Source organism: Yersinia sp. 2545 StPb PI (genome assembly GCF_052217125.1).
Taxonomy (GTDB): domain Bacteria; phylum Pseudomonadota; class Gammaproteobacteria; order Enterobacterales; family Enterobacteriaceae; genus Yersinia; species Yersinia enterocolitica_E.
Genome location: NZ_JAZGPY010000001.1, coordinates 2355442 through 2377436, shown reverse-complemented (window position 1 = coordinate 2377436; position 21995 = coordinate 2355442). Strand labels below are relative to the sequence as shown.

The window sequence follows — 21995 nt, the reverse complement described above, 5'->3', positions numbered from 1 at the left end:
AACAGCACCATGAAAGCCTGTTGTTAACTTTAATAAAGGGGATATCTATACGTAATGGTAAAAGATTCGCTAGATAGTGGGGCATTAATTAATATAATGCCCATACTGATAATCAGGTTAAGTGCGCCAAGACAATTTTAGTGGCCGATGCTAATACATCCCGGCGTGGTTCTGCTTCTTTCTTAAGCTGCGTAAAGTAAACCACTAATACCAGTGGCGCACCTTTCGCCGGCCATAACACCGCGACGTCATTTGTCGTACCATAATCACCACTGCCAGTTTTATCCCCGACAATCCAATCGGTAGGGACGCCCGCACGAATACTGGCCCCGCCGGTAGTATTGCCCTTAAGCCATTGTGTGAGTTGTTCCCGCTGTGGGGTTGCAAGCGCATCACCTAATACCAGTTTGTTTACACTGGCTGCCATAGCCGCAGGTGTTGTGGTATCTCGAGGATCATTTGGCAAAGCAGTATTTAACTCAGGTTCCCAACGATCCAGTCTGAATGTCTGATCACCAATACTACGGGCAAACTGGTTAACCGCCTCGAGTCCCCCCAACTGTTTGATTAACAAATTGGCTGCCGTGTTATCACTATACTGAATAGTCGCTGTGCACAGTTCTGCAACCGTCATCCCTTGTGCTAAATGTTTGCGCGTAATCGGTGCATAATCGAGTAAGTCACTTTCACGATAAATAATGTGTTTACTGAGTAGATTTGGCTGAGATTGGCTATGACCCAACACTGCGGCGGCCAACATTAATTTGAAGGTACTACAGAATGGAAAGCGCTGGCCGCCACGATAGTGAACTTTGGTGCCCTTGTCGGTATTGATTAACGCCAATCCTAAACGGCCATTTGACGATTTTTCAAGTTCAGCGAGTTGATTATCTAATGACATTTTCGCCCCAGCCGCCCAAGATGGTAGTGTAAAATTGAGCAATGGCACGGTGAGACCGGCTAATAATAGCGAACGCCGCAACGGTGAATGTTTCATTCCTGAATCTCGCAAGTGGGAAGAAAAATTTGCCTCTAAACATATGGCGCAGATAGGCAAATTGTTAAGAATTTTCATCAGGCAGTTTACAGTAAGTTATATCAAATAGGGGAAGGGAAAAATTTAAACAATGCCGCATATCGAGGAAATTGATGCCGTGTTACATGCCGCAGGCCGCGATAAACAAGGCTAAATGCCATTCAAAGTGACATATTAGCCTTGTTGGGGGCAGGTAGCTCAAATATTAAGCCAATGCTTTAGCTTTCAATTGCTGGTATTCGCTTTCAGTTATCGTGCCTTCATCCAATAATTTCTTGGCATCAGAAATCTGTTCTGCTGGTGATTTCCCCGCAACCTGGCGGATATAATCATTGGTATCAGATACCGACTTCTGTACCGTAGCGCGATAACGCTGCGCCATGCCTTTCCCTCGGGTAATGAGATACAAAAGAGACGTGAGGAGCGGGATGAAAAGCAGAAATACAATCCAGATTGCTTTATAAAAACCGCCTAACTCATGATCACGGAAGAGGTCAGAAATGACTTGAAATAGAATCAGTAAGTAAGCAATAAAGAAGAAAATTGAAAACGTTGTTACCAGTATGTCCCAAAGCGTAAGAAAGTGACTTGCCATATGTTCTCCTGAAAAAAATAAATTAAGGAAATATTTTTCGTAAAATCCCTAAATACGTTAGATACTTAATTTACACGCTAACTAGCAGTAATCCTGTATTAAGTTTCATATTAATAATAGATACATAGGCGACAGGACGTCAAATTATAGTTTGGCGCCGAATAGATCTTATCTCGATAATTAAAGATTAAATTCGTGCGGCTTCTGGCAATTTACGTAATCGCTGCCCGACATACAGTGCTAGCAGTAGCAGCGTCGCAATAAACCCCACCACCCCAGTCCAGCCTAAGTTAAGCCAGAAAATGCCCCCCAATGTTCCCGCTACGCTAGAACCGGCATAATAGCAAAATAGGTAGAGTGATGAGGCTTGAGCTTTAGCGCGACGAGCGCGGCGCCCAATCCAACTACTGGCAACCGAGTGAGCAGCAAAGAAACCGGCTGTAAATATCATCATGCCGAAAAGAATCGTAATCACCGAGGGGAAACTGGTAATAATAACACCGGCCAGCATCATACTTATTGCGGCTAATAATACCGGCCCACGACCATATCGGCTGGTGAGCGAACCTGCTTTCGGTGAACTATAAGAACCCGTCAGATACACTATCGATAATAATCCCACCACTGCTTGACTCATATAATAAGGCTGAGCCAACAAGCGGTATCCAATGTAATTAAATAAGGTGACAAAGCTGCCCATTATCAGAAAACCTTCGGCAAACAGCAGTGGTAAGCCTGGGTCACGCCAGTGCAGCTTGAAATTAATCACCAGTGTTCTAGGGCGTAACGACGTTGGGCGGAAATGTTTAGACGGCGGGAGAATTCGCCAAAACATGCAAGCGGCAGCTAAAGCAAACAACCCAATAACCGCCAGTGCAATACGCCAGGAAAAGAAGTCACTCAACACCCCCGTCACCAGGCGGCCACTCATCCCTCCAATGGAATTGCCGCTGATATACAAGCCCATGGAGAGTGCGACAAAACTTGGATGAATCTCCTCACTGAGGTAGGTCATGGCCACAGCAGCAACGCCGCTTAAGGACAGACCAATCAATGCCCGCATCAACAAAATCCCTTGCCAACTGGTCATAAAGGCACAAATTAAAGTACAGATAGCCGCCAGCATTAGCGCAACGACCATGACCGACTTACGTCCAATGGCATCGGAAAGTGGACCGGTAAACATCAGGCCAAACGCTAACATGCCGGTGGCGGCTGAAAGCGATAAGCTGCTGCCCGCAGGTGAGATATTAAAGTCTTGAGATAACAGTGGCAGGATGGGTTGTACACAATAGAGCAGGGCGAATGTAGCTAATCCTGCTGAAAAGAAAGCCAGTGTCACACGGATAAATTCTGGTGTACCACGTTGAATATATGGCCGTTTAGTTAAACGTGTAACCTCGGGAAGCGGAACTAACGAAGTTGCACCATCGTGTGCTGCGGATGTCGGCGCTACGGTGGTCGTAGTGCGCAAAGAGGTGGTCACGGTATTTCCTTATCAATAACCCAATTAAAGACTGTCTGTTTCGATTTAGCCACTATTTAGCTTAATGAGAAGAGCATAGAAATAGCTGAGTTTTTTGTCTAATATATTAATTATTATAAATGAGACTTTAAACATATCAATGGAGCGCAATGAGTATTGAACTCAGACATTTACGTTATTTCATTGCCGTAGCAGAAGAATTGCACTTTGGTAGGGCGGCAGAGCGCTTGCGCATTTCTCAGCCACCACTCAGCCAGCAAATTCAGAGTTTGGAAGAGCAAATTGGTGCCCGACTCTTGGCGCGTAACAACCGTAATGTCAGCCTGACCCAAGCCGGCTCCTTGTTTTTAAAGGAGTCTTACCAAATTTTAGCCCAAGTGCATTCGGCAGCGGAAAAAGCGGGGCGTTTGCATCGCGGAGAATCCGGCGAACTGACTATCGGTTTTACTTCATCGGCACCTTTTATTAGCACGGTATCTAAAAATTTACAGGCATTCCGGCAACTGCATCCTCAAGTGCATATCAAAATGCGGGAAGTTAACAGTAGACAGCAAATTGAACCTTTACTGGATGGGCGGCTTGATCTTGGCGTAATGCGCAATACACGATTGCCGGAGGCACTGCAATATCGTCTGTTGTTACGTGAACCTTTGGTTGCCGTTGTCCACGAAAAAAGCCCCTTAGCGGCTTTACCTTCGGGGAGTGTTAAATTTAGCTCACTGGCAGAACAACCCTTTGTTTTCTTTTCGCGTGAAGTGGGTACTGCCCTGTATGATGAAATCCTCGCACTATTAACCCGCGCGGGTATCACGCCTTATATTACGCAAGAAGTAGGAGAGGCGATGACCATCGTCGGTTTGGTGTCCTCTGGTTTGGGCGTGTCGATACTGCCTGCCTCATTTACCCGAGTAAAAGTGGATGGGGTGAAATATTTACCTTTGGCTGAACCTGATGCCACCACCGAAGTGTGGTTGGTTAATCATAAACATCGGCCAGTAACCGCCCCAGCAGAAGCGTTGATTCGCTTGATGGTTAAGGATACTCAAGCGACGCCAGCCAACTGACTCCGTATAAATAACCAGCAGTAAAGCCAGGAAAACCGGTGATTATGTGCAGTAAATCACATAACTAATCAAATAGTTGACGGCATATACTAAAAGCCCCAACATAGCCGATAATCTTTATTTAGAAGCGCGAAAAATACTCGGTTGGCAGAGAAGGAGCCGGTTCAGTGATAACGGATGGACAGCCTGGGCACATTGATCAAATCAAGCAGACCAATGCAGGAGCCGTTTATCGGCTGATTGATTTGTTCGGCCCAATATCCCGTATTGAACTGTCTAAACGGGCGCAACTGGCCCCGGCCAGTATCACGAAGATTGTGCGGGAACTGGTTGAGGCTCATCTGGTCAAAGAGACCGAATATCAAGATATTGGCAGCCGTGGGCGGCCTGCCATTGGTTTAGTTCTTGATACCGAAGCTTGGCATTATGTCTCTGGGCGTATCAGTCGCGGTTCTATTACTCTCGCCTTGCGTGATCTCAGCAGTAAACTGGTGGTTGAGGATCAAATTCCGTTACCGGATAGTCATCCTGAACCGCTACTTAATCGTATTCTCAATGAAGTTGATCAATTCTTTATTCGGCATCAAGACAAGCTTGAGCGGTTAACTGCGATTGCAATTACTATGCCTGGCATCATTGATGCCCCGGCGGGTATTGTGCATAAAATGCCGTTTTATGATGTTGATGAGATGCTGCTTGGCCCAGCACTGGAACAGCGCACGGGATTACCTGTCTATCTACAACACGATATTTGCGCCTGGACGATGGCCGAAGCACTGTATGGTGCTTCACGTGGCTGTCAGAATGTCATCCAAGTGGTGATTGATCATAACGTCGGTGCTGGTGTTATCACTGCCGGAAGGGTATTGCACGCAGGTAGTCGTAGCGTAGTGGAGATTGGTCATACTCAGGTGGATCCCTACGGCAAGCGCTGTTATTGCGGTAATCATGGCTGCCTTGAGACAGTTGCCAGTATCGAGAATATGTTGGAAATTGCCCAGCAACGATTAAATGGTTCAATGAGTTCGCTATTACACAGTTCTCCACTGAATGTTGAATCTTTATGTGATGCGGCGCTGGCGGGCGATCAGTTAGCTAAAGATATTATTCTGGGCGTTGGCCACAGTGTTGGCCGAATTATTGCCATTATGGTCAATTTATTTAACCCGGAAAAAATTCTGGTCGGTTCCCCATTAAATAAAGCCGCATCTATTCTACATCCGGCAATTGCGTCATGTATTCGTCAACAAGCACTACCTGCTTACAGTGAGAATATTCTGGTTGAACCTACAGCATTTTTTAATCAGGGCACAATGCCAGGAGCTGCATTAGTAAAAGAAGCGTTATATAACGGTTCATTATTGGTGAAGTTGCTGCAAGGGTAAGGTATTAACACTAATAATTATGGGTTAATTATTAGTGGGTATGTACGATGTATTCCTCCTATTATTTGGTGTTATCCGTTAAAAACCTCTCTCAGTTCGGCAAAACCTTGCGCTAACGCAAGCTGTCTGTTGTCGGCATCGCCTAGACTTTTATCCATGTTGCCAATTTCGCTAATGTTAGGCGGAAAGACTTGAGTCTAAGTGGCCAGATTGCGGAGTATTGTTATGTTAACGCGTGTATTTGTGACGGGTACCGACACTGCTGTCGGTAAAACCGTGGTGTCACGGGCCTTACTTCAGGCCTTAAGCCAAAATGGCAGAACAGCGGTAGGCTATAAGCCGGTAGCGACAGAAAGTAAAGAGACACCTGAAGGGTTGCGTAATCAGGATGCACTTATTTTGCAGGCTTCATCCTCTATAAAGTTGGATTATCAGGAAGTTAATCCATTCCCGCTGCAAGGGGATGTTATCCATGCCTGCACGGATACGCTGATTAATTACGGTGCAATGACCGAAGGATTACAACGTTTATCCGCCAAAGCCGATACGGTTGTGGTCGAAGGTTGTGGTGGCTGGAAAGTTATGATGAATGACCAGCGTTTCTATTCTGATTGGGTGATACAGGAACAATTGCCGGTTATTTTAGTCGTCGGAATTAAATTAGGTTGCATCAATCATGCATTATTAACAGCACAAGCCATTATCAACGATGGATTACCCTTATTGGGATGGGTCGCAAATCGAATTAATCCCGGATTAGCTCATTACGCCGAAACAATTGCTATGCTACGCGAACGGTTACCTGCGCCACAATTAGGGCAATTACCTTATCTTCCTCATCCAGAAGAGAAGCCGCTGGCGAAATATTTAGATTTGACGGCGATCGGCTGATCATCTATTTATCCCTTTGGGCTGATTAAATTAATAGTGGCTATCCACTATTGCATTAGTTGCCTATTTTAGCGTGAATGATATACCGAAATCGGACGCAACCATCGGGCTATTGTTGTTGAAATAACACAGGATAATAGTAATCCTGGGAGTAGGGTGTATTCGCCCGTCATTTCGCAAACCATTAATGCCGCCATGATAGGGGCATGAGTGGTCGCAGCCAATAGAGTCGCCATACCGGTCAGTGCCATCAACAACGCAATATTGTCACCAAGAGCTGGCCACCAGGCAAACATCTGCCCACATAACATGCCTAACGCGGCCCCAACAAACAAGGTCGGGGTGAATACCCCGCCCGGAGCACCTGAACCGCTACTGGCTAATACAGCCAACAATTTGCATATCAATATACCTGCAATCAATAAAACCCCTGGCGGAGCTGTCAACAGTGACTGCACCACACTGTAGCCATTGCCCCAGACCTCAGGGAAAATCAGCGATAATAGCCCGACAATTATCCCCCCCAGCGCAAGCTGTAATGGGGGAGAAAGATTCAGCGAGCGGAAAGCATCGCCACTGGCGGCCATCCCTTTTAAAAACAAGGGGCCACAGAAGCCAGCCAGCAAGCCTAATAGTGCCATCAGTAAATATTGTATTGGCCACGGTGATGGTAGCGCTTGCACTTGATAAAGGGTTTCCTGGCCACCGTGCAGCAGGTTGGTGGTGAGCAATGCACTGACGGCAGCGATCACTACTGGCCCAAGTGAGGCCAGCATCAACGTACCAAACAGAATTTCCGCAATAAATAGACTGCCCGCCAGCGGCGCATGATAGGCGCTGGCCATCCCGGCGGCGGCACCACAGGCAACCCAAAGCTTCCATTCGTTAGGTTTGGCATAGCGCTGAGCAAAAACGGACGCAAACAAAGCGGCCAACAGCACCATTGCCCCTTCGCGACCAATCGCACTGCCGCTGGAGACCACGAGTAATGAAGCGAGAGACTTGACCAGACTGGCGGAAACATCTAACCGGCCATCACCGATCTCGATGGCCTCCATATAATCAGTTGGCGCACTGGGCTTTTGTTTTCGGTAACGCTGGTATCCCCATAAAAGAGCACCGGCGGCCAAACCACCTAATGCGGGGGTTAATGCGCGTCGCCAGCCAGTAATAGAAGAGGCAGCGGCTACCAGACTGCCATCAGTTCGGGCAAATAACAGCCACTCCAAGCCCAACATTGCTTGATGGAATAACCAAACAATCAAGGCTGCCATCATACCCAGCATGATCGAAATCAGTAGTCGACGCAGCATGGCGCGATAGTAATACAGGTGGGCAGGCCGTTTCATGCAACGCTACTGACTGACATAGTGAGGTAAACCCCATACTTTGGTGATTGATAGGTAAGTTGACGGAGAGTGTGTTACTTGTCATCGATTGTTACTTGCCATCAAATGAATGACCAGTAAAAATTGAGAAATGCAGAAATAAATTATTGATAAAACAAAAGGGTGCACCGAAAGGCACACCCAGACCGGTGACGGCGAAATTACTCGCTGTCGGTTATGCGGGTATAAACAATTTTCTGGCTATCATTTTCGCAATGTCCAACCACCTGACCGCCAGCTTGCTGAACTTGATCATTAGGAACGATATCCAGTTTAAAGCCGGACTCAGGCACCCCATTATTGATAATCTTCTGCGTGATATCTGCTTTCACACTTTCACAAGATGCCAGAGCAGCCAAAGGGGCCAGCGATAACAACAATGTACTGATAATAAGCGTTTTTTTCATCATAAAATCCTTATGTGGATGAATAGCTTGCCTAACATATTGATTCTTAAACTGTGCCTAAAGGATAGTCCAGATTCTCATAACCTCAAGTAAATCTGAGCCATAGCCACCCATTACGGATTAATCTGGCGACCTGATAGCCGATCCAGACAGCGTTGCGTGTTAGGCTCCCAATAGGCGTTCAAATTTTCACTGCGGTCGCAGTTGTCTTTCGCATCTTCAGCCCGATCAAACTTATCAAAGTTCTTTTCAACCCGGGTATTAACTTTATTGCGCAGGCGATGAGTATCATCCCATTGCTGTTGGCTTTGGCGAGCCTGTTCTTTGGACATCGAATCATTACTACCACCAACAGAAACACAAGTGCTGCCTTGGGTGCAATTGGTCGCCTGTGCCAGGGCCGGTGTTTGCCAGGCAAGCATAACCAAAGCTAGCGGTAGAAACGCACGCGTCAGGCGTGGCAGGCTAGTTATTTTCATCGTCTTAAGTCCTTTATTAGTCGGTGATGTTAAATCATCATGTGGTTTACTGGCACGCTATCAGCGGATAAAAAATTATATCATTGCTTTCGGTATATAAACCAGTCAGCGACAGGTTTGTCAGGAATATGTAGAGTAACCTAATGTTAATTTTAAACATTTTCCTCAGAGGTAAGATGTTGCTGGCAATATCAAGAGATCAGAACATGTTAAAGACGTCGTTACTGTTTTTTGTTACCGCACTGGCTGAGATAATTGGCTGTTTCTTGCCCTATTTGTGGTTACGTAAAGGAGGCCCTCTCTGGTTATTACTGCCCGCGGCGGCCAGTCTGGCAATGTTTGTCTGGTTATTGACACTGCATCCCGCTGCCAGTGGGCGTGTTTATGCGGCATACGGTGGGGTTTATGTCGCGACAGCGCTAATTTGGTTACGGGTAGTGGATGGCGTGAAACTTTCACTGTTCGATTGGGTCGGCGCAGGGGTCGCTCTGATTGGGATGCTGATTATTGTTGCGGGCTGGCGAGTAAATTAAGGGTGGGGCGGTGATAGCCCCCTCGTTTTCTTTATTGTACTAAATGTGATTATGATGATATTAATTAAAACTGACAAGCAGCCATTGAGATTATATATAATAAATTTTCGACTATATTTTTAGTTGATTTGTCTTTTGGTATGCATATGGATAAAATGCCTAAACGGAAAAATTTTTATTACAGTGATTTCGTTAAAACCATCACTTCAATATGATAGCATCCATCAAGCTTCATGCGGCAATGAATATTTAAATTTATTATAATGGGTTTATTTATAATTATTTTCCTAAATAACATTAGGGCAGGATTAATTCACTTAAGATTAATAAATAGTAGATAACTAAAGTGCCTTCGAGACCATCTTGATATCGCGGATTCTGTTGAGTATACTTTATAGGGTTGCACTCAATGGTCACATTCTTTTTTATTAAAAATAACTTGAGAGGCTGAACTGATCATGGATGAAAAAAATAAGCCATCGGATTCAAAAAATTTAGTCGTAAAATCCTTAAATTCACTGCCGCTGATTTCCATTATGGAACACAGCCATGAACCGTGGGTTGTGAGAGATTGCCAATCGCGTTACGTGTACGTAAATCAAGCCGGTCTGGATTTTTTAAATTTACCTGCTGGTTTTGATATCGAGGGACGGTTAGATAACGAATGTCCGGCTGATTGGGCGGAGTTTGCTGAACAATATCAAGCGAATGATAGAAAAGCGGAAAAAAGTGGAAAACGTGTGGCTATTATTTCAACCAATTTTTATGGCCGAGATAGAATACTAGAACCCTACTATTTACCCAGGTTTCCTATTTACAATAAAATCGGTGAATGTATAGGAACATTAACAAATGCCAGCAAATTAAATTTTATTTCTCTTTCTCAATATATAGACCGCCGTACACCTTCAGTATTAACACTTACCCCGCCAACAGATCTGTTTAGTGAAAAAGAACTTGAGATAATCTTTTTCATATTACAACCTATGACTACTAAGATGGTAGCGAAAAGGCTTTCTTTATCAAACAGAACAATAGAAAATAGATTAGGTATAATGTACGAAAAATGCGGTGTTGGTTCTATAAATATGTTTAGAGAGTATTGTGGGAACTTAGGTTTTGATTTATATATCCCCCCTAAGTTTGTAAGACCCAATGTTCAAAATCAGAGTTAATTTTATATTAAAAACACCCAACGCCAAGCATGCTGATAATTGTTGCGGACTGGCGGATAAATTAAGGGTGGGGCGGTGATAGCCCCAGCCCAATTTTACCCAATAACGCCTGATATTAACCTTCGCGATGAATACTCAACCCAGCAAAAGATTGACTGACCGGCATCATCTCCAGTGAGTTAATATTGACCCGTGCTGGCAGCGTAGCAACCCAATAGACGGCTTCAGCGATATCCTCAGGTATCAGTGGATTAGCGCCATCGTAGGTTTTATTGACTTTATCGCCATCGCCTTTAAAGCGAACTGCTGAGAATTCAGTGCCACCGACCATACCAGGCTCAATATCCGTCACACGAATATGTGTACCGTGCAAGTCAGCACGCAGACCCAGACTAAATTGTTTCACAAACGCTTTCGTGGCTCCGTAAACATTACCACCGGCATACGGCCAGTTGGCGGCAGTAGAGCCGATGTTAATCACGTGACCAACATTACGTGCCACCATTGCGGGCAATAATGCACGAGTCATATTCACCAAACCTTTGGTGTTGGTGTCAATCATCGTATCCCAGTCTTCAACATTAGCTTTATGTGCAGGTTCCAACCCCAATGCCAAACCGGCATTGTTAACTAACAGATCGATATCTTTTAGTTCGGTAGGTAGCTCATCGATAACTTGCTGAATAGCCGCCCGATTCCGTACATCTAAACGTACGATATGTAACTGCTCACCCAATTCGTCCTTCAATTCTTCCAAACGCTCCTGACGACGACCTGTCGCGATAACCTGATGACCGTGGCTAATAAACTTTCGAGCGATTGCCTCACCAAACCCTGAGGTTGCACCAGTGACGAAAACGATCATACACATTCCTTATTTTTAGTTGCTAAAAATATAATTGATATGATTAACATACTCTTAACTACAGAAGGAAGCTATTCCGGCATAGTCCACTACACATTTTAGCGTCGTGATGGTTTCTTACGTACTTCATCGCCCGCATCACCGCTAAGGGTTAATGTATCTACTAACGATAGTAATGCGACCAGCGCGATAACCACAAATGCTATCTGGAAATTCTCCAATGGGATCACACCTGCGCGATGGGGGTGAAACCACTCAGCTATCCGCAGCGCTAAGGCTCCGATGGCGATGCCGAGGCCAATTGCCATCTGTTGCGCCATATTAGATAGCGTATTGGCACCGGCCATTTTCGGACCAGGCACTTCAGAAAAAGCCAGCGTATTGAAAGCAGTAAACTGCATTGAACGCGTCAATCCGCTGATAAATAACAACACAATAATCAGCGTTGTTGGTGTTTCTGGCGTGATAAACGCACAGGCAAAGATAGTCGCGGCATTGAGTAAACCATTAACCAATAGTGTAGGGCGGAAATGAAAGCGATAGAGGATAGCAGAGGTAAAAGGTTTCATTACCAGGTTACCAGCAAACACCGCCAACACTAACAAACCGGCATTAAAAGCGCTCAGGCCAAAACCTATCTGAAATAGCAACGGCAGCAAGAAGGGAACAGCACCAATAGCCATTCGGAATAAACCGCCACCCCAGATAGTGACGCTGTAACTTTTTATTTGCAAAGCCCACAAATCAACCAATGGGAATGCCTGATGTTTTGCATGATACACCGCCAGTGAACCTAGTATCAGGCTGCCTGCAATACAGAATAGTGGGATTAAACGTGACAAGTTTTGATGATTAAATAATTCCAGACCAAACATCAGGCTAAAACAAGCAGCGCCGGTTAACAGAAAACCAAGGGTATCAAAAGGCGTTTCTTTCTGTGGCGACTCCTGCGGTATTAACCGCCATGCAAGCCATAACCCAATGATCCCCAATGGAACATTTAATATAAATATCCAGTGCCAAGAAGCATAGGTAGTAATAAAGCCCCCCACAGGAGGTCCGAGTATCGGGGCTACCAATCCGGGCCAGGTAATGGTGGCGATGGCTTTGATCAGATCAGGTTTGGCCGTATTACGTAATACAATGAGCCTACCGACCGGGACCATCATCGCACCGCCAAAACCCTGCAAAATTCTTGCGGCAGTAAATGTCATCAAATCAGTGCTTAATGCACACAGCACTGATGCTAATGTGAAAATAATCATTGCGGCAGCAAAGATATTACGAGCGCCACAGCGATTGGCAATCCAACCACTGGCAGGAATAAAAACCGTCAGTGTCAGAATGTAAGCAGAAATACCAATATTCATATCAATGGGATGTACTGCAAATGCCGTCGCCATCTGCGGCATGGCGGTGACAATAACTGTCCCATCGAGATTTTCCATAAAGAAAGCGCCAGCAACCAATAATGGCAGAGCGGAATTGCGCACTATCGATTGGCTCATCATTCGCACCAGTGGGAGTTGTGGTAATTTACTGATTTATATTGGAATAGATAATTTAAGTTGGCTACTGGAATCACGTTTCAGATCCACAAGATTTTCTGACATATTTCGAGCATACCGGATCTAGATAGGATTAAAAAGGGGGGTTATTGGTGACGGTGTAACAAAAAAACAGGCAATCAGGGAGATTTGCCATCTAATAAAATGGGCTGTCACTTCACAGCCCATTCTGATATTACCGAGCAAACTATCATGGTTATTTTTTCTTATAAACATCAGCAGTAGCATGAATTTTTGTGTTGGTATTTGCTGATGTTACAACAAAATAATCCCCACCAAGCTCATCAGCCTTTTTAGACAATTCTTCCTTAGCATCACTTGGCGCTAACTCGCCAGCAGTAACAATATTGCCGATTTTTTCGTATTGACCTGGGCTTTTACTCAGTTCATCTTTAGTTAACAATTCGGCGGCGATGGCACCGGAAGAGAATGCCCCTAAAAGAACTAATGTTGTCATTGCTTTAAATAATTTCATAGTATCCTCTCATCAATAATATTTACGGTTATGTGAAGCCTTATTCCAGTGGAAAGGTAAGTATTGTTCTCATTGCGGGTTTTATCCAGTGGATCGGCTGCTTTTAGGATTTTTGCACATTCGGGCAAGGATCATCGCCCGATTGAACATATAAGATAATTTGCTTAAAATAGATAAAAAGGTGATCGTGATGAATATGAATTTTTACCTCTGTCCGCTGTTGCTCCATCCCCGAATAACTGAATGCAGTGATTATTTGAACGTGTAGTCACTGCCACGAAATTAAAATGTTCCGTGGCTTTCTTTTTGAAAGGGAAAAGTCATGAAAGAGAAACATTGGTCAAGAGTGGAATATCTCCATCTCACTGTTAAAAATCCAAATATTGAAATCAAAGGCCAACATAGCTGCTACAGCGATAGCTGGGATCAGGGATTTGAAAGATCTGTCGTTCGATACCTGCATGGGGATACCATCAGTCAGGAATGGGAGCCGCTTGGGCATACAGACAGGCTTATCATCGGAGATTATGTCTGTATTGCGGCTGAAACAGTTATCTTGATGGGAGGTAATAACAATCATTGTACTGATTTTATTAGCCTTTATCCATTTATGAGCATGATAAAAAACTCATATCAGCACCGGGGGGACACAGTGCTGAACGATGGCTGTTGGCTCGGTATGCGTTGCATGATTATGCCTGGAATTACGGTCGGTGAGGGTGCCGTTATCGCGGCTGGGAGTGTTGTTACAAAAGACATTCCGCCATACGCTATTGTTGGTGGCAATCCGGCACGCGTTATTAAATTTCGTTTTACACAAGATGTCGTAACACGAATTCTAAATTTAAGTATTTACGACAAATCTGAAGACGAATTAGCCCGGTTAATTCCCATACTCAGCTCTGATGATATTTCCGCATTGGAAGTCGCGTTAGCAAAGTGAAGTGCCTTAATATCGTATTTGAACAATGATCCAACCACAGCACTGGAAGACGATTCCAGTGCTGTTTTTAGTAGAACGTAGATAACTCAAAAGGCCCAGCCAAGGATAGTTGAGTAATTAATGACGGACCGTAAAATATGAAGCGTGAACTACGCCAGCGCAATGGTACAAGATGTTCGTGAGTACGGAACAACTGCCAGGAGCTTGGCAAGTACACTGGATTGAAGATTGAATAGTACAACCTGAGCAGGCAAGTTTCCCCTGAGCTGGCGTACCAACGAAGAGATTTAAATAATCAACAACCACATACATGATAAAGCCTAAACCCTCAGATTCTACCTAACACCACCTTGGTGCGCATAATGTATATTATGTTAAATTGATTGGAGCAACCCATAACTTCATGGTTATCTGTGCCACCATCACAAATCCGTCAGTTACCTTTGATGATGCCCCTCTCTATTTTGTTATGATCTTCATTGTTCATTGCAGATTTTGATGAATGTTCGTTATGTTGTCAGGAGTGATTTCTCATGTATTCACTCCCCAACCTCTGTCGACATTATCAGTTTCAGGAAATAATTCTTTACTGCCTCATCACCATCTTTAATGGTTTGCGAACCTAAAATTATTTATGTCATTATCCCAAGGTTATTATTTATTAACTAACTCGCCATAATGCACCGCTAACCAGATAGTCGGTCCATTCGGATCGGTCCATGCAACCCGATGCCGGCACTGGGCTGGAATATTAACAAAATCCCCGGCGTGTAGTTCACGAACGCTCGATTCATCTGCAAAATGCAAACATGCGGATCCCTGTACAACCATCACCCACTCACTTTGTGGCTGACAATACCAGAAATCTGGCGGACTCGATTGCCCGGTTGATATTATGCGTTCAATACGGACATTTGGTTGAGATATCAACTCTTCAAAAGTTTCTGATGCCGCCTGTCTCGCCGCGTCTGGGAAGTTAGTAAATATATTTTCCGTCATATAAAATAATTCCTCTATTCGTTAGCTGAAGATCCGCGCAGGTCTGTGTGACTATGGGAACGATGTGCGAGTATCCACAGCAATGAGTAAAATCAAATTTCATGTATTTGGATACAAGAATCGGATGATTTGAATATAATTCTGCTCGAAGGAATAATAAATAAGGCACCATTGAATACTGACTCAGATATTAAGTACAATCCCTGTTAGCGTTAGTTAAGGCTCAACTGGTCTGTTTAGCTCCGGTTTATGCCTTTTAACACCATAAACAGTAAGATAAAGAAGAAGTTATCAATAGAAGAATTAAATAAAACAATTGAAAACTTAAACAAACAGAGGACAAAAATGTCCGTATTGTCTATTTTTGCCACTGATGACCATAGCCGCTGCTTGCACTTTAGCAGAGGATAGTCGGTTTCTTTGCCAGGCAATTACCAAAAACTGGAGAGTATTATCGCCTGTTCTCATCGCTTTCACTCTGTAACTAAAGTTACACCGCGGGGTGCACTTCTCGCTTGTACTCTTTTACTTGCCAGTTGCTCCTCCGAACCGCCGAGGTCGCTCGTCACCCCGCTACCTTCGGTGGCTAAAGTTCAGCAGAGTCAGGAGCCGGTGCGCGGTGTCTGGCTGGCGACTGTTTCCCGCCTCGACTGGCCACCGGTAGCGTCAGTCAATGCCAGCAGCTCTGCTATCCGCATCAGCCAGCAGCAGCAAGCACTGACCGATAAGTTAGATAAGCTAAAAACTCTCGGTATCAACACCGTGTTCTTCCAGATTAAGCCTGATGGAACTGCACTGTGGGCATCAAAAATTTTGCCATGGTCAGATATGCTGACGGGCAATATTGGTGAGGATCCTGGATACGATCCCCTGCAGTTTATGCTGGATGAGGCGCACAAACGTGGCATGAAAGTCCATGCTTGGTTCAATCCCTATCGGGTATCTGTCAATACCAAGCCGGCTACTGTTACAGAACTGAACCGTACATTGTCGCTACATCCGGCCAGCGTATTTGTGCTACATCGCGACTGGGTCCGCACCGCAAACGAGCGTTTTGTCCTCGACCCAGGTATCCCTGAGGTACGGGACTGGATCACCAGTATCGTGGCCGAAGTCGTTGCACGTTATCCTATTGACGGTGTGCAATTTGATGATTATTTTTATGCCGAGTCAGCAGATTCAGCCCTGAACGACAGCCAGACATTCAAAGAGTATGGTCAATTATTTGAATCAAAAGCGGACTGGAGACGGCACAACACTCTGCAACTTATTCAACAAGTTTCACGCACTATCAAGCAATTGAAACCCAACGTTGAATTCGGCGTCAGCCCTTCTGGTGTCTGGCGTAACCGTTCACACGACCCAGCAGGTTCCGACACGCGAGGAGCGGCGGCATATGATGAAGCTTATGCAGATACCCGCCTCTGGGTACAACTGGGATTACTGGATTACATTGCTCCGCAGCTTTATTGGCCCTTCTCACGCCAAGTAGCCCGTTATGATGTGCTAGCCAAATGGTGGGTTAGCGTGGTGAAACCCACAAAAACGCGGCTCTATATTGGTATTGCCCTGTACAAAGTGGGTGAACCTTCAAAAAATGAGCCTGAATGGTCGAATAATGGGGGCGTGCCAGAGCTGAAAAAGCAGCTCGATTGGAACGAGTCAGTACCACAAATCACCGGAACGATTCTGTTTAGAGAGAATAACCTCAACCAACCACAGACCCAAGAAGCAGTCAGTTACCTTCGAAGCCGCTGGGGTGGTTAACTAAACTATTTAGGCAATTATTTGGCTCAGCCGCTGTATCCCTGCTACGATTTCCGCAGGTGAATGAGCGGCAAAACCTAATAAAATAGCCTGTTCTGGCGAATTTGTTTGGCAATAACGAGAAAGTGGTTGTGCCCCTAGCCCAATTTTACGACATTTATCGATAATATCTTGCTCTTTTAGATTGTCTAATAACCAGCAGACAATATGAATACCTGAATCAGCAGGTTCAATCTTAAAACTATTTGGCAGATATCGTTGTATGGCATCTATTATTACTTTTTTACGTTCGTAGCAGGCTTTTCTGACCCGTCTCACGTGGCGGGCGTAATGACCATCAGAAATAAACGTGGCCAGTGTAGCTTGTTCTAAATAAGATGTACGCGTATCTGCATAGTATTTAGCGAGCTTAAATGACTCAATGAGATTATTCGGTATCACCAGGAAACCTAAGCGAAATTCGGGGAACATCATTTTTGAAAAGGTTCCGGCATAAATTACTCGTTGTTGTTTATCCAACCCCTGAAGAGCTTGTATCGGCGGAGCGGTATAGCGGAATTCGCTATTATAGTCATCCTCAAAAATCCACGTTTTATTTTCAGCCGCCCAGTCAAGTAAAGCCATCCTCCTCGATAAACTCAATGTTCCGCCCAGCGGAAATTGATGTGAAGGAGAAGTGAAAATCATTTTGGCATTTGGCCAGCGCCTGATGCCATAGGAAATATCCATACCGTCTTTATCACTGATTACAGGACAAATTTTGGCACCCATGGCAGTAAATGCACCTAAAGCACCATCATATCCTGGCTCATCCAGCCAAACTTCATCGCCCCTTTGCAACAGAACTTGTGCCGCCAAATTCATCGCCTGTTGAGTCCCATTAACAATGAGTATTTGGTCTTCATTACAATTTAAACCACGTGTGGTTCGAACATAATCAGATATTGCCATCCTTAATGGCTGAAATCCTAAAGGTTCATTTAATTGCCCAATCTGTTGGCGAAACTGCCGCCACGCTCGCCCTAATAACCGCCCCCAAAGTTCATGGGGAAATAAATCTGTACACCCTATTCCAATACTAAAAATTCGATTTTGTCCGGTATAAGGTGAGGATTTATCCCAAATTGAGGACATTATTTTCATTTGCGGATTAATATTGAGTTCGATGTTTTTATCATCAGCACATTGGTGTTGGGAAGTAGCTTGTATATGAATCATTTCATCAGGAATAATGGATGAAACATAAGTACCCGCGCCCTTCTTGGTAATTAGATAACCTTCATCAATCAAGCGTTCGAAACCCGAAATAACCGAATTCCTGGAAATTGACATCATTTCGGAAAGCGTTCTGCTGGAAGGAAGTTTAGTTCCCGACCTTAATTGCCCATTGAGGATCAATTCTTTTAGCGCATGATGAAACTGCTCTTTAATTACGCCTTTCTTAAGCAATAAACTGGGGAAGTTGGCATCGTTCTTTTTCATTGTAAAGTGGATCCATTAAAAATGAAGAAAGTGTACCTTATGTAAGACCACTATAAAAACTATGATTCAATCTCTAAAGGCTTATATTTCTATTTATGAATACAAGAGGTTGATATGATTGATAATACGCATACTATTTCAGTGAGCCCAGTACAAGCAGATGATTACGCTAAATGGCTGCCCTATTGGTTGGACTACCAGCAATTTTATAACGTTGAGTTGCCGGAAGAGACAACGCTTGTAACATGGAAGCGTTTCTTTGACGCAGAGATCCCGATGTATTGTGCAGTTGCGCGAGAAGGTTCGAAAATTCTTGGCTTCGTTCACTATGTTTTTCACGGTTCAACTTGGGCTATCAATGATTTTTGTTACTTAGAAGACCTGTTTGTTGCTTCTGCGTCTCGAGGGAAACATATTGGTAAGCAGCTTATTGAATATGTGAAACAGCAAGCCGAGGGACGCCAATGTGCCCGATTATACTGGCATACTCAGGAGCGTAATTTGACGGCTCAAAAACTGTATAACTGGATTGCTGAGAAACCCGGCGTCATTGAATATAGAATGCCCGTTTAAATAGCGAATGCTGAACATTTCAACCTTATATAATTGATGCAATAACAGATAGTCAGGCGGAGTTTAAAGCATCGAGCAGGTTAATCGTCGATGCTTTTCTTTCTAATCGATAGGCTTTCGACCCCACTCACTCGGATGGTAATAGTAAAGAGTCGTATGGCACAAATGAGCGAGCATTATTTCATTTATTAAAAATGTGACTATATGGCTTAATTTATTTAACTTTTTTATTGTATTTAACTAGCGTCAGTGATTAATGGTTTTTTTATGGTGGTGCTGGACCCTCTCTATATGCCCTAAAGCATAATATGCCCGTAGAAGACCATGGTAGCAGTGACCTATAAACACTTTTCTAAACGGTACTATAGGGCGCGGTAAATCCTCAAATTAATAAATATACCAACCGTTTAACTTTCATTTATATTTAAAATGTTAAATATCGTAGTGACATTATCATTTAAAGTTCCGTGATATTTTGTCGTTTACTTCTTCATCTGAAGATCCTTATTGTTTACTTATAGCGTAAAGAAAATCATGTTTTCTAAAGAAGAAAGTATTAAGTTACGTAAGAGATTACACGGGATTAGCGGAGGGAGTGATATCATTCTCGCGAAGTTAGAGAGTATGGGTTACCACTCATTAAAACAGCTCTCCGACGTTAGTGTTACTGATATTGTCTCTATCGAATACATGCGTTCTGGAGCGCCAAATTGGACAGAAAAACCAGGATTCAGGACATTACTTCGCTCAATATTAGATATTGCAAAACAATCGAAATATCCTATATAAGCTATTTAGAAGGTCTGTTTGTTGCACAGAATCCCAAGATAAACAGCTTATTGAATATGTGAAGTAACAGGCTAATTTGCTCGATTATATTGGCATACTTAATCGAGCAAATTGACAGTTCAGACGCAATTAACGCGATTGCTGAGAAACCCAGCGTCATTCAATAGAGAATGCCCGCTGAATGCCTGATTATTCAGCTACACGTCTGCCCTGCTCATCTACCAACCGTTCACCATCTTCCTTGGTGAACGAACCACGTTGCGCATCGGGCAAAATCTCCAACACCACCTCAGAAGGTCGACACAGCCGGGTACCCAGTGGCGTGACAACAATCGGGCGGTTGATCAGGATGGGATGCTGCAGCATAAAATCAACCAGTTGGTCATCGCTGAAGGTGTTTTCTGCCAGACCTAATTGCTCATAAGGCTCGACGTTTTTACGTAATAACGCCCGAACCGTGATCCCCATATCGGCGATCAATTTTACCAACACCTCACGACTTGGTGGTGTCTCCAGATACCGAATAAGCGTGGGCTCAGTGCCACTGTTGCGAATTAACTCCAGCGTGTTACGCGATGTGCCGCAGGCCGGATTATGATAAATAGTCACATTGCTCATTTGGGTGATCTCTCATTAAAACCCCAGCCGGCATTGCCTTCTGGAGGGTAAATAATAGTTATTGCATCATTGATAATCGCAGCGCCAATGCTGCCAGCGTGACCAACAGCACCGGGATCGTCATGACAATGCCCACCCGGAAATAATAGCCCCAGGTAATGGTCATATTCTTTTGTGACAGTACATGCAGCCACAATAAGGTCGCCAGGCTACCTATCGGGGTGATTTTTGGCCCCAGATCACTGCCGATAACGTTGGCATAAATCATCGCTTCCTTGATCACGCCGGTGGCAGAGCTGCCATCAATCGATAGCGCCCCCACTAACACGGTCGGCATATTATTCATGATGGAAGACAGGAACGCCGTCAGGAACCCGGTACCGAGCGTAGCCACCCATAATCCCTGCTCCCCCAGTTGATTCAACAAGGCGGAAAGGTAATGAGTCAGTCCCGCATTCCGCAGGCCATAGACTACCAGGTACATACCCAGTGAGAATATAACGATTTGCCATGGCGCACCACGTAGCACCTTGCCGGTGTTGATGGCATGTCCTTTCTTCGCTACGGCAAACAATATCAGCGCCCCCACGGCGGCGACCAAACTGACGGGCACACCAAGTGGCTCCAGGCCAAAGAAACCCAACAGCAGCAGCACCAGCACCAACCACCCGGTTTTAAAGGTGTTGATATCGCGGATGGCCTCTTTTGGTGCCTTCAACAGCGACAGGTCGTAAACGGCAGGAATATCTTGGCGAAAAAACAGATGCAGCATGACCAGCGTCGCCGCAATGGCGGCCAGGTTAACCGGCACCATCACTGCCGCGTATTCAGTGAATCCAAGATTAAAGAAATCAGCTGAGACAATATTGACCAAATTCGAGACGATAAGTGGCAAGCTGGCTGTATCGGCAATGAATCCGGCTGCCATCACAAAAGCCAACGTAGCACCACGGCTGAAGCCCAGCGCCAACAGCATCGCAATCACAATCGGTGTCAGGATCAGCGCGGCACCATCATTAGCGAACAGTGCTGCCACTGCTGCACCTAATAAGATGATGTAAGTAAACAGCAAACGGCCACGGCCATTGCCCCAGCGGGCCACATGCAGTGCGGCCCATTCAAAGAAACCGGATTCATCCAACAGCAGACTGATGATGATCACGGCAATAAAAGTCGCGGTCGCATTCCAGACAATCTGCCACACCACAGCAATATCACCCATGTGAACCACACCGGTCAGTAACGCCAGTCCCGCACCGAGCAGCGCACTCCAGCCAATTCCCAACCCTCTGGGTTGCCAGATAACCAGCACAATAGTCAGGACAAAAATAGCACCTGCCAACAACATACCGCCCCCGAAAGGCAAGAGTTCTCTCCTGCCCGGTAAATTTTAATGGATTAAACATCAACGGCCAGATGAGCTAGACCATCCTTCCTGCTATCTGCTTTCTCTTCCAATCAAATATGTAAATTCATA

21 protein-coding genes are annotated in these 21995 nt (G+C 44.8%); 8 read left to right on the top strand and 13 right to left on the bottom strand.

Annotated features, from left to right (window positions below; all coding sequences use genetic code 11):
* Positions 1–112 precede the first annotated feature (112 nt).
* The 3 genes from bla to V1955_RS11035 all read right to left on the bottom strand — a co-directional run bounded on the left by bla (position 113) and on the right by V1955_RS11035 (position 3117).
* Entirely contained in the window at positions 113–997 is an 885-nt protein-coding gene (gene bla / locus V1955_RS11045) for a class A beta-lactamase (protein ID WP_442820892.1), read from the bottom strand.
* A gap of 244 nt (positions 998–1241) precedes the next feature.
* Positions 1242–1631: an SHOCT domain-containing protein gene (locus V1955_RS11040; protein ID WP_083158851.1), complete on the bottom strand. Its 390-nt coding sequence runs from the start codon at positions 1629–1631 to the stop codon at positions 1242–1244.
* Positions 1632–1818: 187 nt separating this feature from the next.
* Positions 1819–3117 (bottom strand): MFS transporter, encoded by a 1299-nt coding sequence (locus V1955_RS11035; RefSeq protein ID WP_442820891.1) that lies wholly within the window; start codon positions 3115–3117, stop codon positions 1819–1821.
* 149 nt (positions 3118–3266) lie between these two features.
* On the opposite strand from V1955_RS11035, the gene V1955_RS11030 reads away from it, so the two are divergent.
* The 3 genes from V1955_RS11030 (at position 3267) to bioD (ending at position 6457) form a co-directional block, all read left to right on the top strand.
* On the top strand, positions 3267–4181 hold the full coding sequence (locus V1955_RS11030) for a LysR family transcriptional regulator (RefSeq protein WP_083158849.1): 915 nt from the start codon (positions 3267–3269) through the stop codon (positions 4179–4181).
* A gap of 167 nt (positions 4182–4348) precedes the next feature.
* On the top strand, positions 4349–5566 hold the full coding sequence (gene mlc / locus V1955_RS11025; RefSeq protein ID WP_083158848.1) for a sugar metabolism global transcriptional regulator Mlc: 1218 nt from the start codon (positions 4349–4351) through the stop codon (positions 5564–5566).
* 225 nt (positions 5567–5791) lie between these two features.
* Complete coding sequence (gene bioD / locus V1955_RS11020; protein ID WP_372559022.1) at positions 5792–6457, top strand: dethiobiotin synthase; 666 nt, start codon at positions 5792–5794, stop codon at positions 6455–6457.
* Between the two features lie 68 nt (positions 6458–6525).
* On the opposite strand, the gene clcB is transcribed toward bioD, so the two are convergent.
* From clcB to V1955_RS11005, 3 genes are all read right to left on the bottom strand, one after another.
* Entirely contained in the window at positions 6526–7806 is a 1281-nt protein-coding gene (gene clcB, locus V1955_RS11015) for a voltage-gated ClC-type chloride channel ClcB (protein ID WP_083158846.1), read from the bottom strand.
* 200 nt (positions 7807–8006) lie between these two features.
* Positions 8007–8252, bottom strand: a complete 246-nt coding sequence (locus V1955_RS11010) for a DUF1161 domain-containing protein (protein WP_083158845.1) — start codon at positions 8250–8252, stop codon at positions 8007–8009.
* A 113-nt stretch (positions 8253–8365) separates the two neighbouring features.
* Positions 8366–8731, bottom strand: a complete 366-nt coding sequence (locus tag V1955_RS11005; protein ID WP_083158844.1) for a DUF1283 family protein — start codon at positions 8729–8731, stop codon at positions 8366–8368.
* 206 nt (positions 8732–8937) lie between these two features.
* Here V1955_RS11005 and V1955_RS11000 point away from each other — a divergent pair, with 206 nt between their 5' ends.
* Both V1955_RS11000 and V1955_RS10995 read left to right on the top strand, forming a co-directional pair.
* On the top strand, positions 8938–9264 hold the full coding sequence (locus V1955_RS11000; protein WP_083158843.1) for a YnfA family protein: 327 nt from the start codon (positions 8938–8940) through the stop codon (positions 9262–9264).
* Positions 9265–9722: 458 nt separating this feature from the next.
* Positions 9723–10439: a helix-turn-helix transcriptional regulator gene (locus tag V1955_RS10995; protein ID WP_083158842.1), complete on the top strand. Its 717-nt coding sequence runs from the start codon at positions 9723–9725 to the stop codon at positions 10437–10439.
* Positions 10440–10554: 115 nt separating this feature from the next.
* Here the strand turns inward: V1955_RS10995 and ydfG are convergent, their stop codons facing one another.
* The 3 genes from ydfG to yahO all read right to left on the bottom strand — a co-directional run bounded on the left by ydfG (position 10555) and on the right by yahO (position 13347).
* Entirely contained in the window at positions 10555–11304 is a 750-nt protein-coding gene (ydfG, locus tag V1955_RS10990; RefSeq protein ID WP_050085366.1) for a bifunctional NADP-dependent 3-hydroxy acid dehydrogenase/3-hydroxypropionate dehydrogenase YdfG, read from the bottom strand.
* Positions 11305–11402: 98 nt separating this feature from the next.
* The gene (locus V1955_RS10985; RefSeq protein WP_102970409.1) at positions 11403–12812 is read right to left on the bottom strand and encodes an MFS transporter; all 1410 of its coding nucleotides are present in this window, start codon (positions 12810–12812) and stop codon (positions 11403–11405) included.
* 256 nt (positions 12813–13068) lie between these two features.
* Positions 13069–13347 carry a DUF1471 family periplasmic protein YahO gene (gene yahO, locus V1955_RS10980; RefSeq protein ID WP_083158840.1) on the bottom strand — a complete coding sequence of 93 codons (279 nt, stop codon included), beginning with the start codon at positions 13345–13347 and terminating at the stop codon, positions 13069–13071.
* Between the two features lie 322 nt (positions 13348–13669).
* On the opposite strand from yahO, the gene V1955_RS10975 reads away from it, so the two are divergent.
* A complete protein-coding gene (locus V1955_RS10975; RefSeq protein WP_442820890.1) occupies positions 13670–14290 on the top strand; it encodes a CatB-related O-acetyltransferase in 621 nt (206 codons plus the stop codon).
* Positions 14291–14944: 654 nt separating this feature from the next.
* Here V1955_RS10975 and V1955_RS10970 read toward each other — a convergent pair.
* Positions 14945–15289 (bottom strand): cupin domain-containing protein, encoded by a 345-nt coding sequence (locus V1955_RS10970; protein WP_083158838.1) that lies wholly within the window; start codon positions 15287–15289, stop codon positions 14945–14947.
* A gap of 453 nt (positions 15290–15742) precedes the next feature.
* On the opposite strand from V1955_RS10970, the gene V1955_RS10965 reads away from it, so the two are divergent.
* Positions 15743–17056 carry a glycoside hydrolase family 10 protein gene (locus V1955_RS10965; RefSeq protein WP_442821437.1) on the top strand — a complete coding sequence of 438 codons (1314 nt, stop codon included), beginning with the start codon at positions 15743–15745 and terminating at the stop codon, positions 17054–17056.
* A gap of 9 nt (positions 17057–17065) precedes the next feature.
* Here the strand turns inward: V1955_RS10965 and pdxR are convergent, their stop codons facing one another.
* Entirely contained in the window at positions 17066–18538 is a 1473-nt protein-coding gene (gene pdxR / locus V1955_RS10960) for a MocR-like pyridoxine biosynthesis transcription factor PdxR (protein WP_420073739.1), read from the bottom strand.
* Between the two features lie 114 nt (positions 18539–18652).
* On the opposite strand from pdxR, the gene V1955_RS10955 reads away from it, so the two are divergent.
* On the top strand, positions 18653–19111 hold the full coding sequence (locus V1955_RS10955; protein ID WP_372569188.1) for a GNAT family N-acetyltransferase: 459 nt from the start codon (positions 18653–18655) through the stop codon (positions 19109–19111).
* A 978-nt stretch (positions 19112–20089) separates the two neighbouring features.
* On the opposite strand, the gene arsC is transcribed toward V1955_RS10955, so the two are convergent.
* Together arsC and V1955_RS10945 are read right to left on the bottom strand one after the other, a co-directional pair.
* Positions 20090–20518: a glutaredoxin-dependent arsenate reductase gene (gene arsC / locus V1955_RS10950; protein WP_442820889.1), complete on the bottom strand. Its 429-nt coding sequence runs from the start codon at positions 20516–20518 to the stop codon at positions 20090–20092.
* A gap of 58 nt (positions 20519–20576) precedes the next feature.
* Positions 20577–21866 (bottom strand): arsenic transporter, encoded by a 1290-nt coding sequence (locus tag V1955_RS10945; protein WP_083163637.1) that lies wholly within the window; start codon positions 21864–21866, stop codon positions 20577–20579.
* Positions 21867–21995: the final 129 nt, after the last annotated feature.

Bases quoted from the DNA above. Each gene is read 5' to 3' on its own strand.
- V1955_RS10995 (WP_083158842.1), top strand. From the start codon at position 9,723: ATGGATGAAAAAAATAAGCCATCGGATTCAAAAAATTTAGTCGTAAAA.
- V1955_RS10955 (WP_372569188.1), top strand. From the start codon at position 18,653: ATGATTGATAATACGCATACTATTTCAGTGAGCCCAGTACAAGCAGAT.
- pdxR (WP_420073739.1), bottom strand. From the start codon at position 18,538: ATGAAAAAGAACGATGCCAACTTCCCCAGTTTATTGCTTAAGAAAGGC.
- V1955_RS10975 (WP_442820890.1), top strand. From the start codon at position 13,670: ATGAAAGAGAAACATTGGTCAAGAGTGGAATATCTCCATCTCACTGTT.
- V1955_RS11010 (WP_083158845.1), bottom strand. From the start codon at position 8,252: ATGAAAAAAACGCTTATTATCAGTACATTGTTGTTATCGCTGGCCCCT.
- bioD (WP_372559022.1), top strand. From the start codon at position 5,792: ATGTTAACGCGTGTATTTGTGACGGGTACCGACACTGCTGTCGGTAAA.
- clcB (WP_083158846.1), bottom strand. From the start codon at position 7,806: ATGAAACGGCCTGCCCACCTGTATTACTATCGCGCCATGCTGCGTCGA.
- V1955_RS10945 (WP_083163637.1), bottom strand. From the start codon at position 21,866: ATGTTGTTGGCAGGTGCTATTTTTGTCCTGACTATTGTGCTGGTTATC.
- bla (WP_442820892.1), bottom strand. From the start codon at position 997: ATGAAACATTCACCGTTGCGGCGTTCGCTATTATTAGCCGGTCTCACC.
- V1955_RS10985 (WP_102970409.1), bottom strand. From the start codon at position 12,812: ATGAGCCAATCGATAGTGCGCAATTCCGCTCTGCCATTATTGGTTGCT.
- yahO (WP_083158840.1), bottom strand. From the start codon at position 13,347: ATGAAATTATTTAAAGCAATGACAACATTAGTTCTTTTAGGGGCATTC.
- V1955_RS11030 (WP_083158849.1), top strand. From the start codon at position 3,267: ATGAGTATTGAACTCAGACATTTACGTTATTTCATTGCCGTAGCAGAA.
- arsC (WP_442820889.1), bottom strand. From the start codon at position 20,518: ATGAGCAATGTGACTATTTATCATAATCCGGCCTGCGGCACATCGCGT.
- ydfG (WP_050085366.1), bottom strand. From the start codon at position 11,304: ATGATCGTTTTCGTCACTGGTGCAACCTCAGGGTTTGGTGAGGCAATC.
- V1955_RS11000 (WP_083158843.1), top strand. From the start codon at position 8,938: ATGTTAAAGACGTCGTTACTGTTTTTTGTTACCGCACTGGCTGAGATA.
- V1955_RS11005 (WP_083158844.1), bottom strand. From the start codon at position 8,731: ATGAAAATAACTAGCCTGCCACGCCTGACGCGTGCGTTTCTACCGCTA.
- V1955_RS10970 (WP_083158838.1), bottom strand. From the start codon at position 15,289: ATGACGGAAAATATATTTACTAACTTCCCAGACGCGGCGAGACAGGCG.
- V1955_RS11040 (WP_083158851.1), bottom strand. From the start codon at position 1,631: ATGGCAAGTCACTTTCTTACGCTTTGGGACATACTGGTAACAACGTTT.